The sequence below is a fragment of the Ruegeria sp. YTSC325 genome, from assembly GCF_059609525.1.
On the sequence record NZ_JBXWLY010000012.1, the window covers coordinates 108,593 to 135,186 of the forward strand.

Annotated in this window: 18 protein-coding genes and 2 pseudogenes; 8 read left to right on the forward strand and 12 right to left on the reverse strand. The window is 53.9% G+C overall.

Annotated features, from left to right (window positions below; translation table 11 throughout):
• Window positions 1–24 precede the first annotated feature (24 nt).
• Window positions 25–1,692, reverse strand: coding sequence for a sulfatase-like hydrolase/transferase (locus AC2FF7_RS16800; protein WP_170755094.1), 1,668 nt, complete (start codon window positions 1,690–1,692; stop codon window positions 25–27).
• Between the two features lie 301 nt (window positions 1,693–1,993).
• On the opposite strand from AC2FF7_RS16800, the gene AC2FF7_RS16805 reads away from it, so the two are divergent.
• Window positions 1,994–2,188 (forward strand): hypothetical protein, encoded by a 195-nt coding sequence (locus tag AC2FF7_RS16805; protein WP_170356168.1) that lies wholly within the window; start codon window positions 1,994–1,996, stop codon window positions 2,186–2,188.
• A gap of 121 nt (window positions 2,189–2,309) precedes the next feature.
• Here the strand turns inward: AC2FF7_RS16805 and AC2FF7_RS16810 are convergent, their stop codons facing one another.
• From AC2FF7_RS16810 to AC2FF7_RS16835, 6 genes are all read right to left on the reverse strand, one after another.
• Window positions 2,310–3,443: an ABC transporter ATP-binding protein gene (locus tag AC2FF7_RS16810; RefSeq protein WP_496905984.1), complete on the reverse strand. Its 1,134-nt coding sequence runs from the start codon at window positions 3,441–3,443 to the stop codon at window positions 2,310–2,312.
• Entirely contained in the window at window positions 3,440–4,450 is a 1,011-nt protein-coding gene (locus tag AC2FF7_RS16815; protein ID WP_496905985.1) for an ABC transporter ATP-binding protein, read from the reverse strand. Before AC2FF7_RS16815 ends, AC2FF7_RS16810 begins: the two co-directional genes overlap by 4 nt.
• A 1-nt stretch (window position 4,451) precedes the next feature.
• A complete protein-coding gene (locus AC2FF7_RS16820; protein WP_496905986.1) occupies window positions 4,452–5,594 on the reverse strand; it encodes an ABC transporter permease in 1,143 nt (380 codons plus the stop codon).
• Between the two features lie 3 nt (window positions 5,595–5,597).
• Window positions 5,598–6,590, reverse strand: a complete 993-nt coding sequence (locus AC2FF7_RS16825) for an ABC transporter permease (protein ID WP_480868004.1) — start codon at window positions 6,588–6,590, stop codon at window positions 5,598–5,600.
• Window positions 6,591–6,682: 92 nt separating this feature from the next.
• Complete coding sequence (locus AC2FF7_RS16830; protein WP_480868003.1) at window positions 6,683–8,737, reverse strand: ABC transporter substrate-binding protein; 2,055 nt, start codon at window positions 8,735–8,737, stop codon at window positions 6,683–6,685.
• A gap of 112 nt (window positions 8,738–8,849) precedes the next feature.
• Window positions 8,850–9,731, reverse strand: coding sequence for a LysR substrate-binding domain-containing protein (locus AC2FF7_RS16835; RefSeq protein ID WP_496905987.1), 882 nt, complete (start codon window positions 9,729–9,731; stop codon window positions 8,850–8,852).
• A 328-nt stretch (window positions 9,732–10,059) separates the two neighbouring features.
• On the opposite strand from AC2FF7_RS16835, the gene AC2FF7_RS16840 reads away from it, so the two are divergent.
• The 4 genes from AC2FF7_RS16840 (at window position 10,060) to AC2FF7_RS16855 (ending at window position 13,674) form a co-directional block, all read left to right on the forward strand.
• Window positions 10,060–10,329, forward strand: coding sequence for a potassium channel family protein (locus tag AC2FF7_RS16840; protein ID WP_331251873.1), 270 nt, complete (start codon window positions 10,060–10,062; stop codon window positions 10,327–10,329).
• Between the two features lie 180 nt (window positions 10,330–10,509).
• On the forward strand, window positions 10,510–11,589 hold the full coding sequence (locus tag AC2FF7_RS16845; protein ID WP_480867998.1) for an AI-2E family transporter: 1,080 nt from the start codon (window positions 10,510–10,512) through the stop codon (window positions 11,587–11,589).
• A complete protein-coding gene (locus AC2FF7_RS16850) occupies window positions 11,586–12,650 on the forward strand; it encodes an HlyD family secretion protein (protein WP_170356175.1) in 1,065 nt (354 codons plus the stop codon). Before AC2FF7_RS16845 ends, AC2FF7_RS16850 begins: the two co-directional genes overlap by 4 nt.
• Window positions 12,640–13,674, forward strand: coding sequence for a DUF2955 domain-containing protein (locus AC2FF7_RS16855; protein ID WP_480867997.1), 1,035 nt, complete (start codon window positions 12,640–12,642; stop codon window positions 13,672–13,674). Before AC2FF7_RS16850 ends, AC2FF7_RS16855 begins: the two co-directional genes overlap by 11 nt.
• Here the strand turns inward: AC2FF7_RS16855 and AC2FF7_RS16860 are convergent.
• The 4 genes from AC2FF7_RS16860 to AC2FF7_RS16875 all read right to left on the reverse strand — a co-directional run bounded on the left by AC2FF7_RS16860 (window position 13,661) and on the right by AC2FF7_RS16875 (window position 19,516).
• Entirely contained in the window at window positions 13,661–14,299 is a 639-nt protein-coding gene (locus AC2FF7_RS16860) for a HupE/UreJ family protein (protein ID WP_496905988.1), read from the reverse strand. The genes AC2FF7_RS16855 and AC2FF7_RS16860 overlap by 14 nt on opposite strands.
• 359 nt (window positions 14,300–14,658) lie before the next feature.
• The gene (locus tag AC2FF7_RS16865) at window positions 14,659–15,480 is read right to left on the reverse strand and encodes a peptidyl-prolyl cis-trans isomerase (RefSeq protein ID WP_480867994.1); all 822 of its coding nucleotides are present in this window, start codon (window positions 15,478–15,480) and stop codon (window positions 14,659–14,661) included.
• A gap of 158 nt (window positions 15,481–15,638) precedes the next feature.
• Window positions 15,639–17,561, reverse strand: a complete 1,923-nt coding sequence (locus AC2FF7_RS16870; protein WP_496905989.1) for a DUF3604 domain-containing protein — start codon at window positions 17,559–17,561, stop codon at window positions 15,639–15,641.
• 518 nt (window positions 17,562–18,079) lie between these two features.
• Window positions 18,080–19,516: an arylsulfatase gene (locus AC2FF7_RS16875; protein ID WP_496905990.1), complete on the reverse strand. Its 1,437-nt coding sequence runs from the start codon at window positions 19,514–19,516 to the stop codon at window positions 18,080–18,082.
• Window positions 19,517–19,871: 355 nt separating this feature from the next.
• On the opposite strand from AC2FF7_RS16875, the gene AC2FF7_RS16880 reads away from it, so the two are divergent.
• From AC2FF7_RS16880 to AC2FF7_RS16890, 3 genes and pseudogenes are all read left to right on the forward strand, one after another.
• Window positions 19,872–21,716, forward strand: a complete 1,845-nt coding sequence (locus AC2FF7_RS16880) for a DUF3604 domain-containing protein (protein WP_496905991.1) — start codon at window positions 19,872–19,874, stop codon at window positions 21,714–21,716.
• Between the two features lie 1,200 nt (window positions 21,717–22,916).
• A pseudogene (locus AC2FF7_RS16885) lies at window positions 22,917–24,064 on the forward strand (IS3 family transposase).
• A 25-nt stretch (window positions 24,065–24,089) separates the two neighbouring features.
• Window positions 24,090–24,407 (forward strand): annotated as a pseudogene (locus AC2FF7_RS16890) (transposase); the annotation flags it as partial.
• Between the two features lie 66 nt (window positions 24,408–24,473).
• Here AC2FF7_RS16890 and AC2FF7_RS16895 read toward each other — a convergent pair.
• Window positions 24,474–26,108, reverse strand: coding sequence for a hypothetical protein (locus tag AC2FF7_RS16895; RefSeq protein ID WP_480867991.1), 1,635 nt, complete (start codon window positions 26,106–26,108; stop codon window positions 24,474–24,476).
• Window positions 26,109–26,594 lie beyond the last annotated feature (486 nt).

Below are 26,594 nucleotides of genomic sequence, written 5' to 3' on the forward strand. Positions count from 1 at the left end.
CCTGAATTGAAACCAGTTACCGAGTTATTGCTGAGGTGACGCGCGTTTGATCAAGAACGCGTCGACGGCTTTCTGAGTTTCGGGGCGAATGTTCTCGATCCCCTCATACGGCGCGCCATACGCGGGTGGGGTGTCGGGGAACTTTTCCTTGCGGGCCATGTGACGCCCCAAAATCCGCGCGAATTCCTGCCCGCCCCAGGCACCCACCTCGGTCGAAACCGAATATTCTTCACGTGTGTCGCGGTAGAGATCGAAAAACTTTGCCAGAATCGCGCTTTCACCCGGGCCAGGGAGTTTTAGTTTTAGCTGATCTTTTACTACCGCCTCAGGTTTGTTGACCGAATAGATAATGACGTGGTCGCGGCGCGCCTTGGTTTCATCAGCAAACAGCAAAGCAGCAGACTGATCGACCCCGTCCACCAGCCGATCCCGAGGGATGTACTGATCAGCCCCTGCGAAACGCGATAGTGTCGTATAGAGGTCTGAAACATGGATTATGCTGTTCAGCAGACCATCAGCTTCGATCATGCCTGGCCAGCGGATAAAGGCATCGACGCGGACACCGCCTTCGGTCGTATCGCCTTTCCCTCCTGCGTAGATCAGCGGCGTGAATCCGGATTGCGGCGCGTATTTGGTGAAATGACCGTTGTCGCCCATGACGACTACGACAGTGTTTTCGGACACGCCCAGGTCATCCATTCGCGTGAACAGCTCGCCCAGCCACTGGTCCAGCAACTGCATCTTGTCAACGTAGAGGCCACCGTTCACACTTTCGGGGCCTGATCGTCCGGCGCGGGTATTGTCCAGCGGTATCATTGGCCAATACTGCAGAAAAAACGGCTCGTCGCCTTCAGCGAGGCGCTCGAGTTCTTCCAGAGTCTTGTCCTGAAATGCCTGGTTCATTTCATCATATTTTTCTGCGTTCCACCTTTCGCCGGGCTGCATTCGGATCTCGCGGATCGGCCCGCCGGCTTCGCCCTCGATCACGGTCATCATCGCGGCGGCATCAGGGCGGAACCAACCGTCCAGAGTGTACTTGTCATCAAAGTCCCGGATCGCGACCGAGACCTGTTCTTTTATCGCGTCGTCATTGAAGATTGTAAGCTGGCCCTGTTGATGGATCGCGTGTTGGGCGTAGTCGAACCCCTGGTTCATAGCCCAGCTTTCAGCGATATCGCCCATGTGCCATTTCCCAACATGGCTAGTAGCGTATCCCGCTTGCTTCAGAACTTCGGCGAGCGTGACTTCACCATCAGGCAGCCCGAACCCGGCAATGTCGACGGTTGTGTCGCCCATACCCATTCGCACTGGCAAGCGTCCTGTCATTTGCGCCACGCGGGTTGGGGTGCATGATGGCTCGGTATACATCCGGACCATCCTTAGGGCCTGATCCGAAAAATCGTTGATATTCGGCGTTTCATAACCACGAACTGCGTTCAACTCAGGGATTCCCATGTCACCAAACCCCATGTCGTCGATCAATACGCTGACGATATTCGGGGGTCTACCACCGTTCTGGTCCTGAAAGGCTGCCAATGCCGCATCGACCACAGAGTCGTCCTGCGCCCATTGATCGGCGTGTTGGGCGTGAAGAATATAGTATTCAGCATCGTGTTGAATCGCTTCGTTTTGCGCAGAGGCGAATGAAGCGCTCAAACTTGCTGTCAGAACAAGAAGGCAGGACAATCTCATTAGTTTCCCCTTGTTTTTAAATGAATCTCCGGGTGAGAAAGGCAATCGTATATCACATTGAAACATCAGAATGTGACGCAGGCAAGAGAAATGCCTTAGACGGAACGGCCCTCAGACACTGGGGATCTGAGATCGGTAAGGTGGCTGTTCGTTCAGAAATTGTGAACAACGACCATAAGGCGTCGGAATTATCTTCGGCCAAGCGCCAAAAAAAGGGTGATTTTGGCATAAAATGCCCAGTTAATATTGGGTTAAAGTTGCACGGGTAATTTGTATTCGTGGTTAAAGTAACGAGTAGAATATGTTTAAATCTATGATGAGAGAGCCGTTCCCGGCACACTGGAAAACTGCCATCGCCACGCGTCTGGGGAACGGCTCTTCTAAGCAGAACAGAGAAATGCTTGAACTGGCTCTGCCAGCCGCCGCATGCGTATGCCTGCTGCTGTACTGGCTGAAAAGCGCCTCCGTCGAAAGCTATGTTTCGGTCCTGATGTAAAGCGGGTTGCTACAACCTCGGTATTGCTTCGAGTCCTCGGTATCAGACCGCAGCAGTGGTTATAAATTCTGATACATGTCGGCAGCGCTTTGAGTAAGCTGAAGAGCACCTCATACGAGCTCTAAACTGCACCCTTAGGGCCGGACCCTGACGCTTTCTGGTGCCTTTCAAAATTGAAGTCTTCCGCAAAATGACAGGCTACAAAATGGTCTGTATCCAGTTCTCGCCACGCCGGAACTTCGGTTTTGCAGCGATCTTTTGCAAAGGGGCATCGGGTGTGAAACCGGCACCCTGAGGGCGCAGCCAGCGGGTTCGGGATTTCCCCCTTTAAACGGATCGGGTCATAATCTGCGTCGGGGTCCGCTGTGGGAATCGCGCTAAGCAGCGCGTGTGTGTAGGGATGTTTTGGCGCAAAAAACAGGTTTTCAGTCGGGGCATATTCCACGAATTTCCCGACATACAATACCGCCACGCGGTGCGACATCTGTGCGACGACACTCAGATCATGGGCGATAAACAGGAACGAGACACCCATCTCATCCTGTAGATCTTTTAGCAGATTCACGATTTCTGCCTGAATCGAGACATCAAGGGCCGAGACGCTTTCGTCGCAAACGACAAACTTTGGTTTGGACACCAAAGCCCGTGCGATACAGATTCGTTGCCGTTGCCCGCCGGAAAAAGCATGAGGAAAACGGCGCAAGTGTTCGAGGTTCAATTTGCATCGCGCGGCTATTTCACGAACGCGGGCGTCGATCTTGGCTCGGTCTTTGAACTTGCCTGACGCCACCAACGGTTCGGCAATTATATCGCGGACTGTCATTCGTGGGTTTAAAGACGAGTAGGGATCCTGAAACACGAGGCTCATTTCAGGCCGAAAGGCGCGCAGAAGGTCGCCAGCAAGGTTGTGGACGTTGATCCCTCCTTCTCGGAAGGCCATGTTCATTTTCGACCTTACCTTGCGCAGCTCAGTCTCGGATGCGTGGGCCAGATCGATGTCACCCTTGTTTTTGCGGTGAAAAATCACCTCGCCATCCGTCGGATCAATCGCGCGCAGGATCGCGCGGCCAACGGTTGTTTTACCCGATCCGGACTCTCCGACCAGTCCGACAGTCTCGCCACGTTTGATATCGAAACTGACACCGTCAACCGCACGCAGCATCTGCACTTCGTTTCTGAACAGCTTGCGCGTTTTGATCGGGAAATGGACCAAAAGGTCTTTCACCTCGATCAGAGTATCGTGTTTCGGCGTCATGCGGCGTTCCGATCTTTGTCGCTGTGCAACCAGCAGCGTACTGCGCGGCCGGGAATGGTTGAGACCTCGGTCGGCGCTGTCACGTCGCAGGTCCCCGCGATCGCTTGGGCGCATCGGGTATGAAATGGACAGCCCGTTGGGCGCGCGGTCGGGCTGGGGATATCTCCCGGCACCGGTTTCAGGCGGTCGTGCAGGTGTTCGACGCAGGGGATCGCGTCCAACAAACCCTGGGTATAGGGATGCTGCGGATTTCTGATCACGTCCCGGGCGGGGCCGCGCTCGACGATAGTTCCCAGATACATCACGGCAACGTCGTCGGCGATCTGGGCGATCACGCCAAGGTCATGGGTGATGAAAATCATGCCCATGCCAAGATCGCGTTGCAGATCGCGCATCAGGTCCAACACCTGAGCCTGAATAGTCACGTCCAGCGCCGTAGTCGGTTCATCTGCGATCAACAGGGCAGGGCCGGCAGACAGGGTCAGTGCGATCATGGCGCGCTGTCGCATCCCGCCAGACAATTCGTGCGGGTACTGGTCAAGCCGTGCAGAGGCATTCGATACGCCGACTTTGTTCAGCATCTCGATTGCATATTCTCGCGCGGCGCGCTTTTTCAGCCCGCGATGCAGCATGATGGCTTCCATCATCTGATTGCCGATCGTGTAAACAGGCGAGAAACTGGCCATTGGTTCCTGAAAAATCATCCCGATCTCGCCGCCCCGAATGCGGCATAGTTCCTTGCTGCCGGTTTTCAAGCGGCCAAGTGCGATCTCTTTCCCGGCCTTGTCTGTGTAAGTCATCCGGGTTTCACCGCTCAACGAGGCGTTGTCGGGCAAAAGCTGCATCAGGGCCTTGGTCGAAATCGACTTGCCCGAACCGGACTCCCCCACCAAGCCCAGCGTTCTGCCCGCCTCTACCCTAAAGGTGACGTCGTGCACCGGGGTGATGACACCTTCGCTGGTGCGAAACGAAATCGACAGGTTTTCTACAGTCAGCATTTTCGGCATTTCAGTGCGCCTCCGAGTACGGATCGGCGGCATCGCGCAGCCCGTCGCCAATCACGGTAAAGGCCAGTACGGCAACAACGACAAAGATCGCGGGGATGAACAGCCAGGGTGTTTGTTCGATTGCCCGCACCGATTGCGCTTGTTGCAACAGCACCCCCCACGAGACCGAGGGTGGACGCAGACCCAGCCCAACAAAGGAGAGCGCCGTTTCCGACAGGATCATGTAAGGAAAGCTGATCACCAGATCGACGATGATGAAACTGGTAAAGCTGGGCAGCATGTGTTGCGCGATAATCCGACCGGGTCGCGCACCTGCCAGCCGCGCGGCGATCACATAATCCTCGTTCCGGATCGACAGCAGCTGCGACCGTATCCGCCGCGCCAGCGTGGGCCAGCCGAACAGGCCCAGGATCAGGGTCATGGCGAAATAGACCTGCGTGGTCGACCACTCCTTGGGCATGGCGGCGGCCAACCCCATGTAAAGCGGGATGATGGGGACCACGCGGATCACCTCTGTCACGCGCTGGATGATATTGTCGATCACGCCCGCGAAATACCCCGCAATGCCGCCGATGATCAGCGCCAGAACAAAAGAGATCATCACCCCGATCACCCCGATCGACAATGAAGTTCGGGTGGCATAGATCGTGCGGCTGAATACGTCGCGCCCCAGATCGTCAGTGCCCCAGAAATGGATTTTCTGTTCAACATCGGGGCTTAGCCCCACCAGATGCCGGTCCGTCGGAATAAAGCCCAACAGCTTGACTGGTTCACCTTTGACAAAGAAATGCAGATAGTGCCGCACTTTGGGATCAGGGACCGAGATGGCACGCAGGGTGACCGGATCACGCTCAGTCTTGGTGCCGTTTACAAAGGGAAAAACGGAACAGCCCCCCGCATCGCAGAAACGCGGCACCTGCGGTGCGCCTTCGATATAGTTGGTATCCCGCGTCACTGGTCCGTAGGGGGCAACAAACTCGGCGAAAATCCCGGCCAGAAACATCAACCCCAGTACCGAGGCTGCCATCATGGCGGCGCGGTGACGGCGGAACCGCCACCAGATCAGGGTCCATTGCGAGGCCGAGTAGTATTTGAGCCGCGCTTCCTCGGCGGTAGTATCTGTTTGATGTGTTGCATCGGTCATGGATCAGGCCCCCAGTTTGATGCGCGGGTCCAGCCATGCCAGCAACAGATCGGACACGAAATTCATGAACACGATGGTGAAGGTCAGCATCAGCAGGATGGCTCCCGCCACGTTCATGTCCAGGTCCAGGTAAGCACGCAGCAACAGCTCTCCCAGTTCGGTAAGGCCCAGCACCACGGCGACGATGGGCAGTTCGGAAAAGATGCGGTTCACGTCGAACCCGATGGTCGAGACCACGGGGTTGATCGCCAGCCGCGCCGGGTATTTGATCAGCAGCCGTAACTCGGGCACGCCGCGCGCGCGGGCGGCTGTGACGGACAGCTTGTTCAGTTCGTCCGACATGGTGGCCCGCACGGTCTGTATCTGGATCGCCACCGCCGACCAGGCCAGTACGACCGCGGGCAGCCACAGATGCTTGATCAGATCCCAGACTTTGCCAACCGACCAGGACGCATCGCGGTACTGGTCGGAAAACAACCCTCCGATATCGGCGCCGAACCAGCGGTTCGCGAAATACAGCATCACCAGGGCCAGCAGGAAGTTTGGCAGCGCCAGACCCAGGTAGGAGAACACCGTCAAACCATAATCGACTGCTGACCCACGTCGCACCGCAGCAAAGATGCCGATGGGGATCGACACGATGTAGGTCAGCAGCAGGGTCGAGAACAAGATACCGGCTGTCAGCCAGACCTTGTCCCCAATCACTTTGGTCACCGAAGTTTCAAACGCAAAAGCCTGCCCGAAATCGCCGCGCAGAACGATGCCTCCGATCCAGTCGAAGTATCGCAGCAGCATGGGCTTATCCAAACCCAGATCGCGGCGGATCGCCTCGATATCTGCCTCGGTGACGTTGACGCCGGTGCCCGAATATTTGCGGAACGCATAACGGTCAGCATAGTCGCCAGGCGGCAGTTCCATGATCAGAAAGACCATCACCGATACCAGCAGCATCGTGATGACCATCCCGACGAGACGTTCCAGAGTGAATCTCAGCACTTAAAAAATCCCCCATCCGGCCCCACAAGAGGGGCCAAAACCGGAGCGCAGTCATCCCGCGCTCCGGTCCGGTTTTCAGACTGTGGTCTGTGTTACTGCTCCAGCCACCACTGCGAAGGGCGGTAAGGATAGGTCCAGTAGAAGTCGTAGGTTTTCGATTTGATCGGCTTCACGTTCTGCAGGTCGTTGCGATACAGGAACGGGGCGACGATGTCGCCGACAGTGCCGATTTTCAACATGTTGTCGGTGTGGATCTTGACGATCTCTTCGCCCAACTGGTTGCTTTCGTCGGTGCCCATTTCGACCTGAATGAACTTTTCGCTCAGATCCCATAGTTTCTGGATATCCGCCGGCGGCTCGATACCTTCGCTGCCACCGCTGGTTTTCCAGGCGGCCCAGCCGAAACCCGTGCCAGGGTTGAAGAAGTCACCGAACGGCGGGACAAAAACCGTGACGTCCTGGCTGATGGTCGGGCCGGCATTGCCGTCATATTTCCAAACGGTCAGGTCCAGGTCGTTGTTGTTGCCCGAGGCGCGGTATTCGTCCGAGGTGACCTCTTTCAAGTCGACCCGCACGCCCACGGCCGACCAGTAGTCGCGCACCAGTTCCTGCATCTTTACCGGCGCACCCTGCGAGGAATACACCAGACGCACGACCAGCGGCTTGCCGTCAGGGCGTTCCACGGTGCCGTCGCCATCTGCATCGGTCAGGCCCATTTCGGCCAGCAGAGCTTTGGCAGCCTCGGGGTCGTATCCGATGTCGCGGTTCAGCACTTCGTCCGAGACGAAGGACACGGTTTTGGGCTCGGCAGGCACGCCCTGCATCGGAGTGCCCTGACCCAGATAGACGATCTCGTTGATCTCATCGCGGTTCATCGCCAGCGACATGGCGCGGTTGAAACGAACGTCCGAGAAGATGTCGCGCAGGACCGGATCCTGATGGGTGCGATTGAACGAGTAGAACACGTTCTCGCCAAAGGTCGGGGCAAAGTTGATGGTGTACCCACCATTGGCCTCGTTTTCCTTCAGCAGCGGGAAGTCTTCCAAGAAGACCGCCTGCTGTTTCCAGACCACATCCCCATTCATGATCTTGAGGTTCTGGACTTCTTTGTCGCCGACATAGGTCTCAACGATTTCGTTGATATAGGGCAACTGGTTGCCTGCGGTATCGACCTGGTGGAAATAGGGGTTGGCCACCAGTTTACGGCCCTCGGCGGTCTCTTCGACAACAATATAGCTTTCCAGCGTCGGCACCACGGCACGACCGATCTTGGCAGCCTTGTCAGCATCTTTCAGCAGAGGGCTGGGCACGTCTTTCCAGTCGGAACCGCCGTAATAGAAGTCAACGGCAGCAGCAGCATTTTCAAAACCGTATTCCTGCGCCAGTGCTTCGGCGTTTTCGTTATGCTTGGCCATGAACTGGCCCAGGAAATGCTTGGGTTGGAACGGCTGGCCGTAGTCCACGGCAAAGCGGTTCAGAATGCCAGGGGTCGGCACCGGGAAGGTGAATATAACGGTGGTGTCGCCAACGGCCTCGACCTGAGCCTGTTCACCTGCGAACAGCCACCGATCCGGTGTCTTATCGTACACGTCGGGATTATAGATGATATCATTCATCCAGAACTCGACGTCCTTGGCAGTAAACGGCGCGCCGTCAGACCATTTGTGCCCGGCGCGCAACGTGATGGTCAGCTGGGTATAATCGTCATTCCACGACCACGCTTTTGCTATATTGGGAACCACGGTCTGCAGATCATCAGCATAGCGCACAAAATTCACATGGCGCACCGACAGCAGGTCCGAAGTGCCGGACTCGGTCGCTTTGGACAGGCCGGTGATGGCTCCGCCATACTGACCGATTGAGTCGTAGGGCATAACGACCAAAGGCTCGACTGGCAGACGATCTGCCACTGGCCCAAGATCCGCGTTCCCCAAAATCCGGGCGTTCAAATCGGCGATCGCCGGGTTTTGTGCAAAACCCAGCTCGCACGAGGCAGCGGCCTGCAGCTCGACCAGTTCCAGCTGCTGCGGGAATACGGGTTCCAGACCCATCGGGTCGGCTACGGTTGCAACGGGGCAGTTGGCCAGAACCGGGGTTCCCAATGTGGCCAATGCGGTGAATGAAAGGAGAGAGGTGCGAAGCTTCATAGCCATCCCTGCGTTTGTGTGACGCCAGAGCGCTAGAGATGAAAGTTAACAAATTTATGATGGTTTGGTGGGTATAGTGAAAAGCTATGTTGGATCAGTTGACATGAGATCGTTACAAATGATGCTTTCCTTCAGCAATCCGGAAAAAGTTTGATACCGCAGATGTATGGCGCATAGCTGGCAGGCAGGCCAGAAAGTGGCGCGCCGTCAGGTTCTTGTCTGCAACCGGAACGAAAGCGACCCCAGTTTCATTTTGGCATTCCTGCGCAAAAGCGACGCCAACGCCTACGCCTGTGGTTACGAGTGTTCGGATGGATCCCCATGATCCCAGGCCCAAAATCGTGGTCAGTTTAACCCGTGCAATCTGGGCGGCGGCATCAAAAATTTGCCGTGTCGAAGAACTGGGTTCACGTTGAATCAGCTTCAATGGGGCGACCTCGGCCCAAGAGACGGATCCGTTGTCTGCCAAAGCATGATCTTTGGGAACAACCAGGCCGATTCTGGTTTCAGATATCTCTTTGCCCGACAGATCTGGCGGCAATTCCTTGGCAGTGATTAAACCCACGTCGAATTCGCCGGTGTAGAGTAGGGGAAGCAGGTCATGCGAGGCCAAAGCGCGGGCTGTCACGTCGACCACTGGGAAGGCACGGACAAACTCGGATATAAAGGGCATCGCTATCTGGTACGTGGAGTAGCCTATCTGGAAGGTTCCAGAGTGCAAATTCCGAGCCTCCGTCAATCGATCGTCAATGTCATTTCGCAAGGCGATCAGCGCTTTGATGTCACCTCGTATGCTGTTCAACAAAGGTGTTGAACTGATAACCGACCCTGACCTGTCTAGCAGTCGGCACTGATAGTGTTGCTCCAACGAATTGACGAGGTTTGACACCGTGGGCTGGGACACCCCAAGCTCTTTTGCCGCCAGGGTAAAGCTGCCCAGCCGCACGACGGATTCCAGTGCTTGTAACTGTTTGAGGCTGATCTTTGACTTCATTCGACAGTGTCGTCCTATACATCTGACAGGCGACCCAAAGTTGGATCACCAATTCTGACCATTCGTGGGTCAGCAGAAACAGCTGAGATCCAATCGCCGACTCTGGCATGTGAGTAGCATAGTGGAATTGAGTATTCCAAAAGCAACTCGAACAAAAGCTGCTTACAACTCTCACTCGATTTGTTAGGCGCGAGTGCTACAGATTTTTGTAGACGTACAATGAAATTCAATAAACACTATGTATTTATGAAACACTTGATACTGTAGTAATATGAATTCACTAACCAGAATAACGCGAGGTGTCCGCGTTGCCCTTAAAGATGGCAGGGTGAAGGGCCTTCTTGCCTTTACAGCCGGTATGATCCTATGGGCGTCGGTGTTTTACCGCTATGTCGAAAGTTGGAGCTGGTTAGATTCTATCTATTTTTCTGTGGTGACAATTTCGACTGTGGGGTACGGCGACTTTTCTCCTGAAACCGCGGCAGGGAAAATCTTTACTATGTTCTACATCATTGTGGGGCTCGGTATTTTCGTAACCGCAGCGACCACTGTCGCGGATACAATTCTTTCCCAGGATGACAAGAACGAGGACGACTAGGTTTTTGTCTCGTTGAGCCGATGTGATTTGATGCGCAGACCATAATTTGACCGGCTAGCCCCTCTGAATTCTGAATTTACGAGAGATTTCAAATTTTTGCAGAGCTACTCGAAATTTTTAAAATTTATATATTAAGTTTTTTGAGTATAATGACCAAAAAACAAATGTTGGAGGGATGGTATGGAAAAGACTCAGGATGCGAGGATCGTCGATCTCGCAATTAGGTTACTATTTCTAGGGCTATTCCTTTATAGCGCTTTGGCGATGGTGGCCCCACTGGCAAGCGTGGTCATCTGGGCTACGATTCTGTGCGTAGCGCTGTACCCAGTTTTCGATTGGTTGCAGTCCAAGTTGGGCGGGCGGAAGAAACTTGCCACGACTATACTGGTATTGTTGGGCCTCGTTCTGACTTTGGGGCCGGTCGCTACTGCTGTTTCCGGAGCGGCGGAACTTGGGTCTGAATTTGCGGAACAAGCAGACAAAGGCGAGCTTAAAGTCCCACCGGCACCCGATGGCCTACGAGAGCTTCCGCTGGTTGGAAACAAGATTGCTGAAATCTGGGGCTTGTTTGAACGAAACCTCGATGGCGCACTTGCAAAATACGGCGCGCAGATTCTTGAGATCACCAAATCACTGTTCGGAAGGGTGTTAAGCATCGGGCTTGGGCTCTTGGCGCTGGCCCTGTCCGTTTTGATCATGGGGGCCTTGTTCAGCCCCGGTCCAAGCCTGGTGCAAGGCCTTCAGCGTTTTGCCAACCGTATCTTTGCGCCTCGCGGTGGCGAGTTCGTGACACTGGCCGGCGCGACAATCCGCAATGTGACAAAGGGTGTGATTGGCGTTGCTGCGATTCAGGCGGTCGTTGTTTGGGTATTGTTGGCGCTGTTCGGGATTGGCTCGGCCGCAACGCTGGCGTTCATTTGCCTGATCCTCTCGATTATCCAAATCGGCCCCGGCTTGGTTCTGCTTCCAGTGGTCATCTACGCCTGGAGCACCATGTCCGGTGGCACAGCGTTGATCTTCACCGTACTGGCCGTTCCCGTGGCGATAATGGACAGCTTCTTGAGACCTGTATTCATCTCAAAGGGCCTCGAAACTCCCATGCTGGTTATCCTTATTGGTGTTCTCGGTGGCATGATGGCGTATGGCTTGATCGGTATTTTTATGGGCCCTGTTCTGTTCGCCGTTTTCTATGAACTGTTCAAGGTCTGGATCGATGCGCCCGAAAAAGCCGAAAGCGCGGCTGAAGGAGCGGCGGAATGAGAAAGACGATTTGGACCACCTTGGCCGTCATTCTTGTTTTCCTGGTCTGGTACCTTGTCGCTGACCGAAAAACGCCGTTTACCGGTAATGCCAGAGTAAAGGCCATTGCGACCCAGATCGTTCCACAGGTCACCGGTACAGTGACCGAAGTTCTTGTTGAGAATGGACAGGTCGTCTCGGCAGGTGATGTTCTGGTTCGGATTGACCCCAGGCCCTATGAAATCCAACGCGACAAGGCGGAAGCTGATCTCGAAGCTGCTACGCAGGAGGTGGGCGCCTCCTCGGCAGAGGTGAGGGCCGCGCAAGCTAAATTGGCGCGGGCCCAGAGCGATCTTGATACGATGCGTCTTCAAACAGAGCGTGTGTTTGCGTTGGAAAAAAAAGGCTTGATCGCCGTTTCAAAAGCCGATGATGCCCGAGGTCAACTGACAGAGTCAGAGGCCAATTATGAGAATGCCAGAGCGGATTTGGAAAAAGCAAAGCAGAGGTTGGGCGAAGACGGAATAGAAAACCCAAAAATTCAGCGCGCATTGGCAGCCTTGGCAGATGCAGAGCTAAACATCGAATGGACTGAACTGCGTGCCCCGGCGACGGGTGTCATATCCAATCTATTGATCGCCCCTGGTACATATGCACGGTCCGGTCAGGATCTTTTGACGTTCCTAGATGCAACCGACGTTTGGATCGAGGCGTATTTTACTGAAAACAACTTAGGTCGGGCAGAGTTGGGTTCACCTGTTGATGTCGTATTGGATATGCACCCTGGTCAAATCATTCCAGGTGTCATTGAGAGCTTTAGCGCGGCTGTATCTTTGAGCGGTGGCGATGAGCCTGGCCAATTGGCAAGCCCGCCTAGTACCAAAGGGTTTCTGCGTGAACCAGAAAGATTCCCCGTTCGGATCGTGTTGCCGGGTTATGAGGCCGGAAGCGCCGAAGACGATCTGCGCTTTCAGCTCAACGGGCAGGCCGACGTGATTATGTATCTCAGCGACAATGGGTTCCTGAACCTCGTGGGTCGAACCTACATCCGCGTGGTTTCCATTCTGTCCTATGCGTACTGACGACCGCCAAGCCGTTCTTCGCCTTGCGCTGGGCGTAACCGGTGTTTTTTCGATGGGTTTACTTCTGGGGTGGCCGCTTGCTGTGGTGGGGGCGGTGTTCACAGCTCTGTTTTTGCAAGCCCCTGCTGCGTTGCCTTTGGCAGCCTTTGGCAAGCTGTTCGTGTTCTCGATTGGGCTGATGTTCCTATCCTTTCTGCTGGCGTCAGTTTTTGCCCCATATCCTGTTGTGTTTCTGATCCTCGTGGCCATTGGAATCATTCTGTCGTTCACTTGGTCCGTTTCCGGTGCTGGGGTTTTGCCCGGTGTTATTGCCCTAATGGGAGCATTGATGATCCCAAACCTTGTGCTTCAGTCACAGGATCTGGCATTGGTCTTGGTGTTTTGGATTCCTCTGAACCTGCTGTTCGCCGGGTTTGCAGCAACGATGATGTTTGTGCTCATACCTGCTGAACCACCGACAGCTGCCCAGCAAAAAGCAGCAGTGGCTCAGGATTTCGATCCCCATCGGCGCATTGTCCGCATGTCACTTGTCACCGTTCCATTCGCCTTGGTTTTCTTTGTGTGGGGTGCTTCAGCGCTGCTTGTCCTGTTCTTTGTCGCACTTCTCAGCCAACAACTTGCTGCAATGCCTGCAGCAGGCAAAGCCGTAGCCAAGGCGATGTTGACGGCCAACCTGCTGGGCGCGGCGGTGTCGATCGTTTGTTATGAAGCGAATGTCATCGCACCGGTCATTTTGACACCCATATTGCTGTGCTTTTTCTTTTGCCTGACCCTTGGGGCGCTTGGCAAAACCCAAACGCCTTTGGCCGCAGCTGCCGGATCTGCTATTACAACGACCCTGATTGTCTATGGCGGATCAATCGCACCTTTTTCGGACGAGGCAGATGTCAAAAGCATTGTCCGTGTTTTGCAAGTTGCCAGTGCGGCATTCTTTGTGATCGCCGCATATATCGTGGTGGATGAGTTCTGGCCCGAAAAGAAACGTCAAAATGCCCCGCAAATTCCAGGTGTCAAAAGCCACTGATGCGTTCGACAAGCCAATAAACTGACACCGCGCCGATCACGTAGCCGGTGGTTGGCGTCGCTATCATGTGGAGGCGCGAACTTGCCGCCGGAGCTAACATTCGCCAGATAAATACCACTAAGGATAGTGCCGCAATAAACGCCAGCTGGCCTCCTTCGACACCAAGATTAAACGCAAGCAGCGCCGCCGGAATATCCTGAGCGGGCAACCCAATTTCGGACAGAGCGCCAGCAAAGCCCAGCCCGTGTAACAGGCCAAAGCAGAAGCTGACGATCCATGGGTATTGTTCCGCCAATCTGATCTTCCCTTCTTTGCGTTTGAGTATTTCAAGGGCCAAAAAAACGATGGATAGCGCGATTATCGCTTCGACAGGCCCAGAAGGGACCCGCAGAACCCCCAGGGTTGCCATCGCCAGCGTCAGAGAATGAGCTACGGTGAAAGCCGTTATTGCCCCCACCAATCGCCACGGGTCGCGCACGAGTATGAACAAGGCAAAGACAAACAAAAGGTGGTCGACGCCTTCCAGGATGTGTTGAAAACCTAACCAGAAATAGGTGCTCATAGTCGACCAGGTGGAGGGGCTTTCCGGGATCGTCAGTGCCGTTGTGTCGGGCGTGAACCGCATGGTTTTGGTTGCACCGTTCAAAGGTTGTATGCGTAACAGAACATCATTTCGCTGTCGGCCTAACCCCTCGATAGAAACGATCTGACCCGCCAACGGGACATCGCATTCGGCAACCCAAGTGGATACCCAAGCGACATCGTCTGCGGTCAGACCGGTACTGCGCGCCGGAGAACATTGTCCGGGTAAGACAGCATCAATTTCCATGGGCTGACCATTCACATCCGGAACGCGCCAGAGGATTTGCCATGTTTCCGGACCCAATTGGCGAAGGTCCAGAAACCCCGGGTCAAGCGCGTGTGCGTTTCCGCGCTGCGGTACACAGCAAAGCCAGAGTGCGAACAAGATGTACAGGCACAGCTTCACTGACCAGCCTCGTGGTCAGGTCGCATATCCACTTGGTATCCAGCGGCAAAGCTCTCGTATTGGGCTTGTGTCAGTTTTTCACCAGTTTCGCGGCGCCACTCCCGCAACACAGCATCGCGTATTGCTTCCAGGGGCGGTACCTGGCCGGCCTCAGACGCGGTAACCCGGACAAAATGCAGCCCATACCCCGATTGTACCGGACCGGACCAAACCATTGGCTCCAAATCTTGGATAGCGGCAGAAAACCCGCGGCCAAAGGTGGAGTCTACCACGTTCATTGCTGACAACGGCATCGTACTGAGCAAAAGAGAAGAGATGCCAAGGCTTGACCAATCCTCTTTGGCATTCAACGCAGACAGGGTCTGGGCGATCTGGCTCTGTTCAGGGGATTCACCCAAAAAAACCTGATCGAACGCGACCATAGAAGGGGTTTCGAAGCGGGTCGAATTATCCGCGAGATAGGATCGCAGTACGGCGTCTTCTGGCGTCACAGACGATGCTATGGCCCCGGTCAGGAAGTCCATCTTTTGCACAAGCCGCGCCCGGATCACCTGATCGCCACGATCCAATCCAAGCTTTCTTGCTTCGCGTACAAGCACCTCTTCCCGGACCAAAGCGCCTATCAACACCTGTAGTTCGGCGTCGTCGGGTGCCCGTTTTCGCCTTTGTTCAAATCGTGTGGCCAGTAGGGCGACGTCTTCCGCGCCAATCGTGATCGTTTCGACGTTCTCGGCTGTTTCCTCTTCCGGAGACACCCAATAAAACCAGCCAAAGATAGCTATTCCAATCAGAATGAAATGGAATAGAGGCTCTCTCATTACCCGCATAGGCAACCTTACTTAAACTGTTGTCCGGCACCGGTTAGGCGACCCTTACAAATGGGCTTGGCAACCGCGCCGCTGCCCATTCCAAGCGTCAAAAATGCTTGTGGTGCAGAAATTTCTGCCCTTGATACAAGAAACTTAGCCAAACTTGGTCATTCGCTAGGTGTGTACCAGATTGGTGAAGAATACGCCCGCTCCTGATGGGTCAACTGGGCGTTTTCTGGCAGATCAGTTCCAAAGCGAACTTTATCATACAACACCCAGCGTGGCGTCGGAATTTCGATGGCGCGAACATAGTAGAATGACCGAACATCCGGGTCGAAGTCCGGATCAGTCCAGACAGTTACCAGTTCAGCTGATCCGATAGTGTTAGTCCAGCTTGCCGTATCGACATCCACCGTGTTTCCAACGGCAGGTATCTTGCCGCTGTCATCTGCGGTCCGGTCATCCGACCATACGACATCATAGACTTTCTCGTGCAGCTCTCCTTCGGAATCCAGCCAACCCTTGATTACCTGGGCCCGGTCCAGATTGGCGCCGATTGGATCGCGCAGTGCTGCAATCAGGAAAGAGGGCGCCGTGTCGCCTTCGCGCGGTCTAAGGTCCGACCCCATCGGAACACCCTTGGTATAGCCGACATCAGCAAGGAAGCGGGTTTCGATATCGGAATCGTCGAACGCCCATCCGCCAAAGAACCGCAGGCCGATCCGAGGGCCGGTGGTGGCATAGGTCTCGCGCCGCTTGAATGCATCGAAGATCGCTGCGCGCGTGTTTTCAGTGGCCCAGACGGCTGTATATCCCGAGGCCACAAGAAGATCACCGGGAATTTCGCCCAAATCATTGGCTATAAAGGGATGCTTGATCCGTTCCGCTGACGGTTCGACACTGACGGATTTGCCGAAAAAATTGTCCTCTTCGGCGGTCGCTAGTGAAGTATGGCTGTCGGTCGCTCCACCCATTCCGAACTTATAGGGGTTCACGCCGAACTTCTCTTCCAGCAACAAGCCGCGCTTCAGCGCCTCTCTGGCGTATTCACCGGCCAGCATATCGTCTGTTTTTAGTTCGGTGATATCCAGATTTCCGACGTCCCAGTTCTCATAATCGGCGAACTCATCATCCGGGCTTAGGAACGGGTGCGCTTCACCGTCGCCCTTGATCTGGGTGACTTCATAGTGGGGCTCCCATTTTGCGCGAGCCTTCACGTATTCCTCATCAACCTTGCCGCCGTGATAGGTGTCTTCGGTTGGGAACATCCAGCCGTTAGACAAATTTCCGTTGTGGGCAAAGGCTACAGCGCGGCCGCCAGTTTTCGCCTGATACTCCTCTAACCACGAATAGAGCGCTTTTGGGTCGGTATTCCCATAAGGCGGCTGCGTCACTGGTGGCACCATTTGAAGCGCCCGAATTGGCCCGTCGCGCAGCATGACATTCCGATGAAGATTGAACCCCTTGGGTACCGAGGTCCATTCAAACCCAATAAAGGCTGTAAAGGTGCCGGGATCATTATGTCTTTCTGCCGCCAGAACGATGTTCTCCCAGGTAAATGCAAATGCGTCAGCGCCGGGGCTGTACGACTCTAGGAGGATTTCGGGCAGGGTCATCTGCGAGAAATTGGTGATGATGTCGAAGGCGGTTTTTCCGGCTTCTTCTCCTCCGGCTTTGTATCCTTCGTACCATTCTAGTCCTTTCGGATCGGAAATCACGCCGGGCTTTCCGGCCTGCAGGTCGGGCGCAAATCCCATCAGATCGGTATGATCGGTCAGAACCATCCAATCTAGTGGCCGTGCCAACCTTACCGGCTGACCTGTCGAGGAAATGACTTGTTCACCCTTTGCAAACCGCCAGGCTTCATCAGGCAGCAGTGTATTTCCAAAGGCACCTGCATCTAGCGACAGGCCGGTATGCAAATGTGTATCCCCCCAAAGTGGCCGTTCAGGGAACGAGCGGTTGGCATATGGGGAAAACGGTCGTTCCGCAAAGGTACCTTCGGCGGCCTCTTTCGTGGGTATGGCGTCGGCCCATGCACTCAGCGGAACACCTAACAAAGTCAGCAAACAAGCATAGCGCCCAAGCATATGAACCTCCCAATTCAAGATTATTGAACACGCAAGAAGTGTTGTATTAATAAATATTCACGTTTTATTATAGCATTTTGCAGGTACCCTCTGTCAAAAATTTTCTCAATTGCGTCCTGTTGCAGCGATGAAAAAATGCGAATTGCTACTTAGGACAAAAAAACCAATTTCAGTTCGTCGGGACGCTTTTTAGCCTGACAGTATCGCTTGATCCTACGGCGAAACTATGGATGCGCCCGAAGGGTAACAAATTTCCGATCACTAACAGGTCTTTTGGCTTGGTGTTGTCTTGCTTTTGTTGGCAAGGATTGAGCCCGAGGATTCATCTATCTTTCCGAGATGCGGAAGCCTACTGGCAATGGCTGGCTGACTATGTCGTCAACCGTAGACCACCCTGTATACCAACCCTCGGCGCATCTTAACGAGTTGCCGCGGGAGTTCTGCTTCTCTTTTCTTTTTCCAAAGTGGGCATTGTTTGAGGGTTGGTTAAATGACGGTACTGCGGACAAAGCCGTCACTCAGTCATTGGGTGGTTCATAGGGATCCGGCGTTCCCGGGGGGATCGGAGGAAATTTCTCGAATGTAGCAATGTGCTCCTGCAACTGCGGCAGCGCCTTTTCGGCTGCCCATGTGTGCGGGAAGAGTACGCTTTCACGCTCGTGTGGATCATTCAAAAGGTTGTAGACCCTTGGTGTGTCGAAAGACTCCGTTGCACCAAAAGCAGTCGTATTCTCTTTGAAAAGAACTTTCCAATCCTTCCATTTTACGCCGAATATCTGCTCACCCATGTAGACGATAACACCTTCTCGGTTTGAGTTTGGTTGGTCACCAAGAAAGAACTTTGACTGGTCGACACCATCAAAGGCCCTGTCATCAGGCACCTTGCCCCCTGCGAAAGCCGCAAGAGTCGGATAGAGATCCATTGAGTGGACAACATCGTTGCTTTCAGAACCGGCAGGGATCTTTCCCGGCCACTTGATTGCAAAGGGTACACGCATACTTCCTTCGAGGCTGGTGAACAGAGTACCGCGCCAAGGCCCGGCCGTACCATGTACCGCAGGAACTGGCGAGACGTTGGCGTTCCCAACCGGAAGAGCTTCGGGGCCGTTGTCAGCAGTAAATATCACCACGGTGTCGTCGGAAACGCCTGCCGCCTCAATCGCATCAACAATACGTCCGATATAGCTATCTGTTTGAAGCAGAATGTCGGCCCAGACGCCGTTTCCAGTGGCGCCTTCGAACTCCTCGGACGCGATGTTCGGATAGTGGGTCTGAGTATAAGCAAGATAGATGAAAAACGGCGCGTCTTCGGCACTCTTTGCTTCGATAAACTCGATGGCCTTTTTCGTCAGGTCGCCATCTATTTCGCCGCGATAGTCCAGATCGTAGTCTTGAGCGATGGTTGCTGGCTCGCCAGCAACACCTTGCATCACAACCGGCTCTTCCATGTTGGCATCGGCAAAACCCGGAAGCGTGCGCCAGACTGTAACGTCAGTGGTCTCAACGCCGTAAAACTCATCGAATCCTTGATTCGTTGGATAGCGCCCTTCGGTCCATCCAAGGTGCCATTTCCCGTACATGGCCGTGCTGTATCCTACATCCTTCAGCATCTCAGCGATCGTGATTTCCCATTGGGTCAGACCGTAAACGCCACCTCCCAGTGGGACCGTATGGTTGCCGCTCCGGATGCCGTACCGTCCAGTCATGGTCGCTGCGCGGGACGGCGTGCACTGGCTTTCCACGTTGAAGTTCGTGAGTCGTAGTCCTTCCGCAGCGAGGGCGTCCATCTCGGGAGTCGCAGTACCACGGATTATGCCACCTCCATTGAACCCGGGTTCGCCCCACCCAAAATTATCTAGAAATATGAATACGATGTTAGGTTTTTCTTGAGCCGAAGCGGCCTCGGCAAATAGAAGAGATAAGGACAGTAGGAATGTGCGGGACAACCACTTCATAACAACATCTCCAATTAAGCTCACGGACTCAAGACTGTCGAACGAAGCTGCCAGTCGTCAAGAACGGCCACTCGTTGCGGTATTTTCTCACAGCGGTAGAGCGTCAGATTTGCGGGCGAAGCTGCGGTCCGGTTTTGGTCGAATCTCCCTCAGGCTCTCTTTTGCTCAACAATGAAAAACCGTTGTTTTCCTTGACGAACAACCGACTCAGATGTTGCCATAAGCTGGCATTCATCTCGGCTGGGAGGTTCATATGAAGTTTTTTCTAACGACATCGACAGCAATAGTTTCCGCAGCATTCATAACAAGCTCTTCAAATGCTCAAGAGGCCGCACAAGGTGGGCAAGTTGGAGAAATGACCATATCGGTTGATGATATGCGTGAGCCCGCACCCGCCGATTTCTCACCCTATGCAGGTCGGGATTTTCCTACACGACCTTTGTGGGGGGACACTCACCTGCACACATCAAATTCACTCGATGCCCGCGGATTTGGCGTTATTCTTAGCCCCGACGATGCCTATAGGTTTGCACGTGGTGAGGAAGTCACCACATCACATGGCCTCCGTGTGAAGTTATCGCGTCCGCTCGACTGGCTTGTTGTATCCGATCATTCTGATGCCATGGGGGCAATGAACGAAATCATCGCGGGAAACTCCACGCTGATGCGCGATGCAACGCTCCGAGACTGGAGCGAACGGCTTAATGCGGGCGGAGACGTTGCACTTGGCGCCACTATGGAAGTTATTGAAACCTTTGCTGGCATCACGGGCGAGGCACTTCCCGAGGCTGTTGCAGATCGAAGGTTTGTGCAATCCGTATGGGACGAGTTCACGCAAACTGCGGATCATCACAATGACCCTGGCACATTCACTGCGTTCATCGGATACGAGTGGACATCTACCGAAGCTGGCAACAACCTCCACCGCAATGTGATCTACCGGGATGATGCCATTCGCGCTCGGCAAATGTTGCCCTTCACAACTGCAGAAACATTTAATCCGGAACGGCTTTGGGACTGGATGGAAACTTATGAACTAGAGACTGGTGGTCGTGTACTGGCCCTTGCCCACAACGGCAACGTCTCCAACGGCTTGATGTTTCCGGTCGAGACAAACCCCGAAACGGGTGAGCCTTTGACAGAAGACTACGCAGAGCGGCGTGCTAAGTGGGAGCCGATGTATGAGATTACCCAAATCAAAGGTGATGGAGAAACTCACCCGTTTCTCAGCCCGAACGATGAGTTCGCAGACTATGAAACCTGGGATAAATCCAATCTGGGTCCGACTCCCAAAGAAGACTGGATGCTTCAGTACGAATACGCCCGCGAGGCCTTGAAGAACGGCCTCAAGCTAGAAGCTCAGCTCGGCACCAATCCATACAAGTTCGGAGTAGTGGGCTCGACCGACAGCCATACAGCTTTGGCGACGGCGGAAGAAGACAATTTCTTTGGCAAACACTCTGGCGTCGAGCCGGAACCTGGCCGTTGGCAGCATGTCGTTGGCGAGTTCGATGCCCTGAAGATTCTCGGGTGGGAAATGGCAGCCTCTGGCTATGCAGCGGTCTGGGCTCAGGACAACACACGCGAAGCCATCTTCGACGCGATGGAACGGAAAGAAGTATACGGGACAACCGGTAGTCGCATCGCGGTTCGTTTCTTCGGTGGTTGGGATTTTACGGAAGCTGACGCAAGATCTCGATTGCCCGCAGAAATAGGATATGAAAAAGGCGTTCCGATGGGTGGGGACCTCGCGGACGCGACACAAGGCGCGGACGCCCCAACCTTCCTGGTTGCTGCGCTGAAAGATCCGTTCTCCGGCAATCTCGACCGTGTTCAGATTGTGAAAGGTTGGCTAAATTCCAGCGGCGAAACTGAAGAGCGGGTCTATGACGTGGCTTGGTCGGGAGACCGAGAACCCGATGCGGACGGCAACCTGCCAACGGTAGGGAACACCGTGGATGTTGCAACGGGCACGTTTACGAATTCAATAGGTTCCCCGGAACTGATCACCGTTTGGAAAGACCCCGATTTCGATCCTTCTATGAGCGCTTTCTACTATGCCCGTGTCTTGGAAATTCCCACACCGAGATGGACAATTTACGATGCCGTTCGGTTCGGCGACGAACTGCCTGCCGAGGTGCCTACGTCAACTCAGGAACGTGCTTACACTTCGCCAATTTGGTATACTCCGGGGGGTTGAGACATTTTGAAAAACTCACGTTGGTCACAACTGGTGCCCTGAACGCCTCGGGCCATTTCGGTTGCAATGCTCTACCCACAAGAACGTGCATTTAGAGTTCTCAAAGGTCCTTCACCGCACTAAGCTGGAACGGCTACTCCACCCCAACTCGCCAGCACCTGCAAGCTCCCGGAACGACTCGTTAGCGGTGGTCAGCGCCAGTGAAGGTCCTCTAGCGGTCAGAACACCTGAAACAACTGGGGCATTTCTCGGAGGGTTTAGCCCCAAGAGCCTGTCGTCATTCCATGCATGAATGAACTGGCTGGGGTGGTAGGAATCCTAGCCGATCGATGATTGTTATAGGCATTTCCAACCGGCGGCTGAAACTGGGGCGGTTTCGGGGGCGGAATGGAGCGTCAGCGGAATGAGCACGGGGCATTTTGGCGATAGAGGGGGCGCTTATTGTAACTTGAGGGACAGCCTACGAGACCGTTGGAGACCCGCCCACCGGCGCTGAAGACCCGCTGACGAGTCGTTCCGGGGGCTGAAGACTGGTCGCTGGTGCTGGCGGGTGGTGGGGGTTAGCTCTTTCAAAATAGCTGCAATTTTTTCAATATTATGAAGGGTTAATTATTGAAGGAATTGCAATAATGGCAATTTGCTGGATTAGTGTTCGTACTCTGGAATCGGAAGTAGAGGGGCGCGTCGACTGGACTCTGGTCCCGAGCAGAGACGCTGATTCCAACGAAACTTTCTTTCCTGTGGACGACCCATTTAACATTAGAAAAGCCGTTGTTCCGCTGTTTCACGCAGGGCGCAATGGCGAACTTACGGGACTAGCGACCGCGTTCGGCTTAGACGCCAACGGCCTTTTGCTGACAGCAGATCACGCTATCTCAGATTTTCGCCAACACTCGGAATTGTCTGTATCCGACAGACTATAACCTCAGTTTGAGTATTCCGGTGAAATGTCAGTAGTCGCTTTTTTGTCGCCCGGAGCGATTTTCGGGACGCCTCTTGTTTCTCCAGATTACTTCGCTTTAGTTGCTTTGGCGCATGCCCCTATAAAAGAAGGTGATGATCCGATGAAGGATCTGCGTGGAGAGCCAAATTTCGATACAGCGGACGTCGCTATACTGCGTATGCATGAGCTTAGTGACCTGCTCCCCTAAAATGTCCTCGAATTTTGTTTAGCCTGCTCTCTACCTGAGGAGACAGACGATGAAGAGAAGCCGTTTCAGCGAAGAACAGATCATTGGTATCTTGAAGGGACTTCAAGCCGGGTTTGGTGCGAAGGAGCTGTGCCGCAAGCATGGGATCAGCGATGCGACGTTTTACAAATGGCGGTCGAAGTATGGCGGCATGGAAGTGTCCGACGCGCGGCGTTTGAAGACGCTGGAATCTGAGAACGCCAAGCTTAAGAAGATGCTGGCCGAGCAGATGATGGATGTAGCGACGCTGAAAGAGGTGCTCGGAAAAAACTTCTGAGGATGTGGCCTTTGTCCGCCATTGGTCCGAGGACAATGGACGCATGTTCGAGGAGGAATGCTGTGAACTGGGCGATGAAGACCAAGGGTTACAATCAGAGGCGCGCCTGTGCGTTGGCCGGGATCGATCCGCGGGTCTATCGGTGCACATCCAAGCGCCCCGCTGACACGGAACTGCGGGCAAGGATGAAGCAAATAGCGTACGAACGGCGTCGGTTCGGCTATCGCCGCCTGCACATCTTGCTGAAGCGTGAAGGGTGGGAAGTGAATTGGAAGAAGCTGTATCGGCTCTACCGCGAAGAAGGGTTAACCGTTCGTAAACGGGGCGGACGCAAGCGCGCAGTCGGCACCAGAACTCCTATGGTCATCCCCCAGGGCCCAAACCAGAGATGGTCGCTCGACTTCATGTCGGACGCGCTGGAAGACGGACGGCGGTTCCGGGTGCTGAATGTGATCAATGACTTCAGCCGGGAATGCCTGGCTGCCATCGTGGACACATCAATTGGCGCTGCGCGTGTCGCCCGTGAACTGGATCGCATCGCTGAACTGCGTGGCTATCCCTGTATGGTGGTCAGCGACAACGGCACGGAACTGACTTCGAACGCGATGCTGAAATGGCAAGAAGACCGTAAGGTCGGCTGGCACTACATCGCACCCGGCAAGCCGATGCAGAACGGATTGGTCGAAAGCTTCAACGAAAGGATGCGGGAAGAATGCTTGAACGAACACCTGTCCCCGTCTCTGCGCCATGCCTGCCGCATGATTGCGGCATGGCGCAACGACTACAACCATCACCGCCCGCATTCGAGCCTCGACGAGCTCACCCCGCGGGAGAATCACCAACGGTCAAGAAAGGACCAAACCCTGAACAGAGTTAACTAAAAAATGCGGACTCAAAGGGGAGCAGGTCACCGCAGGGCAGGTCAGCGACTACATCGGTGCTGGGGCTCTGCTTAGCGGCATACCGAATATCGATTGGCTTCTCGGAGATCGCGGATACAATGCCCATTGGTTCCGAGAAACGTTACAAGGCAAAGGGATACGCGCTTGTATCCCCGGTCGGAAGCAGCGAAAGACAACGGATAAGTACTACACGGGTCGTTACAGACAGCGCAACCGGATCGAGATCATGCTCGGCAGGCTGAAGGATTGGTGCCGTGTGGCAACCCGTTACGTCAGATACCCGAAGGTCTCCCTCTCAGCTCTGGTCATCTATTGGCTATGAGTCCTGACCCTAAGCGCAGCCAGCATCTAAAAGCGCGAAGTTGCCATTTTCAACAATTTTTTGTTTCTAGCTCTCAAACCAGTGCTGGCAAACAGTATCGGCGTTGGGGGGCGAACAAACCGATTTTAAATGAGAATTTGACTCCGACGCTAGCATCATGAGGGCAGAGTATGACCCCTTCTTGGAAAACAATACTTCGACCCACATTTCTCCATGGCCATTCGACTTCAAAGTTTCATCCAGAAAGGTCTTCATTTCAGCCAACCGCTCGTCTTTGAAGAAATGGATGCTCCAAAAGAGAACGGGGCAGGTTTCGGGGTCTCCAGCCACGCGCAAGACATGGTTTTTTAGCGCGATCATTTCAGACGCAATATTTGATTGCTGACGCGGTATTTTCAACCACTCTCTTTGCGCATTCGGTTCCAGGTAGAAGCCGTAAAATCGTTCTGGGTCGTCTTCCGAAAAATGCTTTTGTTCAAACCATGAAATCGGAATTTTCGAAGACGAACAGCTGTCCAGAGATGCGATGTAACGTGCTGATCGTTTCCATGGTTCCTTCGGAGGTATGCTCTCGATCATATTGTGTGCGGTCACAATGATCAACGCAGTCGATAAAGCCAAGGTTGTTGTGATTTCAAGTACCGGTGGAGTGTCGCGCAGGGAGATCATGCGGTAAATCCCTTCCATGAAATAAGCGACGGAAATCCAAAGTATCGGCGCAAAAATGAGAAAGAGCCGAAACGAAAACACGGGCACAAAAAGAACAGAAATGATTATTCCAAAAACAATCGTCAACACAATTACGGAAATTAAGAGCAAAACCCCCGAAGATAGATCTGGGGTAAAAGTTGATTTGAGTATCGCCAAATCCCAAGATTTTACAATCAAAACTGTAATTAAGCACACGAGTAGAGCAAAGATCGCGACCACCATTGGCGAGCCCGCGACGTTTACTCCTCGCGCGATGTGTTCCAAAATAAATGGCACGCTGGCTTCGAACCAGGTGTTCTGTACGTCAACGACAATTTTGGGCATGTGCCAAATCACAAGACAGACTGCAAAGACTAAAACTGCAGACCCTGAGCAAGTAACCAGAACCCGATGTGACCATTTAGTGCAGCTTAGAAGTAAAACTCCAAAAATCGCCCCGGATAGTAAAATCGAATAATAGTGAATAAAAACCGTCGATATGGAAGTGACAGTTAACGTGAAGAGCCAAACAGCAAAAGGCAAATTGTTTGAAAAGCTGCGACGACACCGAAGGCCGCTTAATATTGCAATCGCGACAAGGCAATAAACGATCCCGTAAGAGCGAGCCTCACCAGCATAATACCACCAGTTCCACGAAGTGACTGCAACTGCAACGGACACCAAGCGCGCTTGCCATCTGACGGTCGGGAGTGGGGCTAGGTACACTAGGACAAGCGCTATTGTCGCAGTTAGCGCGGAAAAGCCGCGCGCGACGGTCACGAATTCACCGTCCACTACGCGCAAAACCGTCCAGAGGATAATGTAGTACCCTGGGGGGTGGCCATCTTCGGTCGCGCGCGCCAGCAAATTATCGAAATTCGCCAGCTTTGGGTCGGCAAAATATGCGGTGAACAGTTCGTCTGTCCACAAAGAGGCGTGCTCCAGCCCTGAAAACGCCCGCAACACTGAAAGAAAAACGATTGAAAGGCTAACAAAGCAAAGTAATTTCATTATCCTTGACGCGTTTCGTATGCGACCCAGTGCCAGTTTTTGATACAAGCGAAGTGGCCTTGAGTACGGTTTCCAATTTATATGAATTAGAGAGAACATTCCGAGTAATCCGGCGTCAAGCCCGAGCTAAAAAATCCCGTTGAGTGTTGGACACTTGCAGCAAACCCAGCTGCTCGCGCCCTGTCCGATGCCGGATCGTTTCGGTGATTAGCAGTTGTATCGTAGTCTGAGGTATGTGCGTTCAAGTGCCAATGAGAGCTCAGCTATCCGGTTAGTGTATCCGGATAGCCTGATGGCGGAACGCACCCATTTTTGGTGCGGTCATCAGGCATGAACAGCTCTTTCGCCGCACAGGAGCTGCATCATCGATTTTACGCGAGTTGGAGAGTTAAATGGGGGTGATGTTTTAGAATCAGGACCCATTGATTTCTGTTTTGCGGCGTGATTCACGGTTCAAAAACGAGCGGTGAACATGTCTGATCTCTT

Bases quoted from the DNA above. Each gene is read 5' to 3' on its own strand.
- AC2FF7_RS16800 (WP_170755094.1), bottom strand. From the start codon at position 1,692: ATGAGATTGTCCTGCCTTCTTGTTCTGACAGCAAGTTTGAGCGCTTCA.
- AC2FF7_RS16805 (WP_170356168.1), top strand. From the start codon at position 1,994: ATGTTTAAATCTATGATGAGAGAGCCGTTCCCGGCACACTGGAAAACT.
- AC2FF7_RS16810 (WP_496905984.1), bottom strand. From the start codon at position 3,443: ATGACGCCGAAACACGATACTCTGATCGAGGTGAAAGACCTTTTGGTC.
- AC2FF7_RS16815 (WP_496905985.1), bottom strand. From the start codon at position 4,450: ATGCCGAAAATGCTGACTGTAGAAAACCTGTCGATTTCGTTTCGCACC.
- AC2FF7_RS16820 (WP_496905986.1), bottom strand. From the start codon at position 5,594: ATGACCGATGCAACACATCAAACAGATACTACCGCCGAGGAAGCGCGG.
- AC2FF7_RS16830 (WP_480868003.1), bottom strand. From the start codon at position 8,737: ATGAAGCTTCGCACCTCTCTCCTTTCATTCACCGCATTGGCCACATTG.
- AC2FF7_RS16835 (WP_496905987.1), bottom strand. From the start codon at position 9,731: ATGAAGTCAAAGATCAGCCTCAAACAGTTACAAGCACTGGAATCCGTC.
- AC2FF7_RS16845 (WP_480867998.1), top strand. From the start codon at position 10,510: ATGGAAAAGACTCAGGATGCGAGGATCGTCGATCTCGCAATTAGGTTA.
- AC2FF7_RS16850 (WP_170356175.1), top strand. From the start codon at position 11,586: ATGAGAAAGACGATTTGGACCACCTTGGCCGTCATTCTTGTTTTCCTG.
- AC2FF7_RS16855 (WP_480867997.1), top strand. From the start codon at position 12,640: ATGCGTACTGACGACCGCCAAGCCGTTCTTCGCCTTGCGCTGGGCGTA.
- AC2FF7_RS16860 (WP_496905988.1), bottom strand. From the start codon at position 14,299: ATGCGGTTCACGCCCGACACAACGGCACTGACGATCCCGGAAAGCCCC.
- AC2FF7_RS16865 (WP_480867994.1), bottom strand. From the start codon at position 15,480: ATGAGAGAGCCTCTATTCCATTTCATTCTGATTGGAATAGCTATCTTT.
- AC2FF7_RS16870 (WP_496905989.1), bottom strand. From the start codon at position 17,561: ATGCTTGGGCGCTATGCTTGTTTGCTGACTTTGTTAGGTGTTCCGCTG.
- AC2FF7_RS16875 (WP_496905990.1), bottom strand. From the start codon at position 19,516: ATGAAGTGGTTGTCCCGCACATTCCTACTGTCCTTATCTCTTCTATTT.
- AC2FF7_RS16880 (WP_496905991.1), top strand. From the start codon at position 19,872: ATGACCATATCGGTTGATGATATGCGTGAGCCCGCACCCGCCGATTTC.
- AC2FF7_RS16895 (WP_480867991.1), bottom strand. From the start codon at position 26,108: ATGAAATTACTTTGCTTTGTTAGCCTTTCAATCGTTTTTCTTTCAGTG.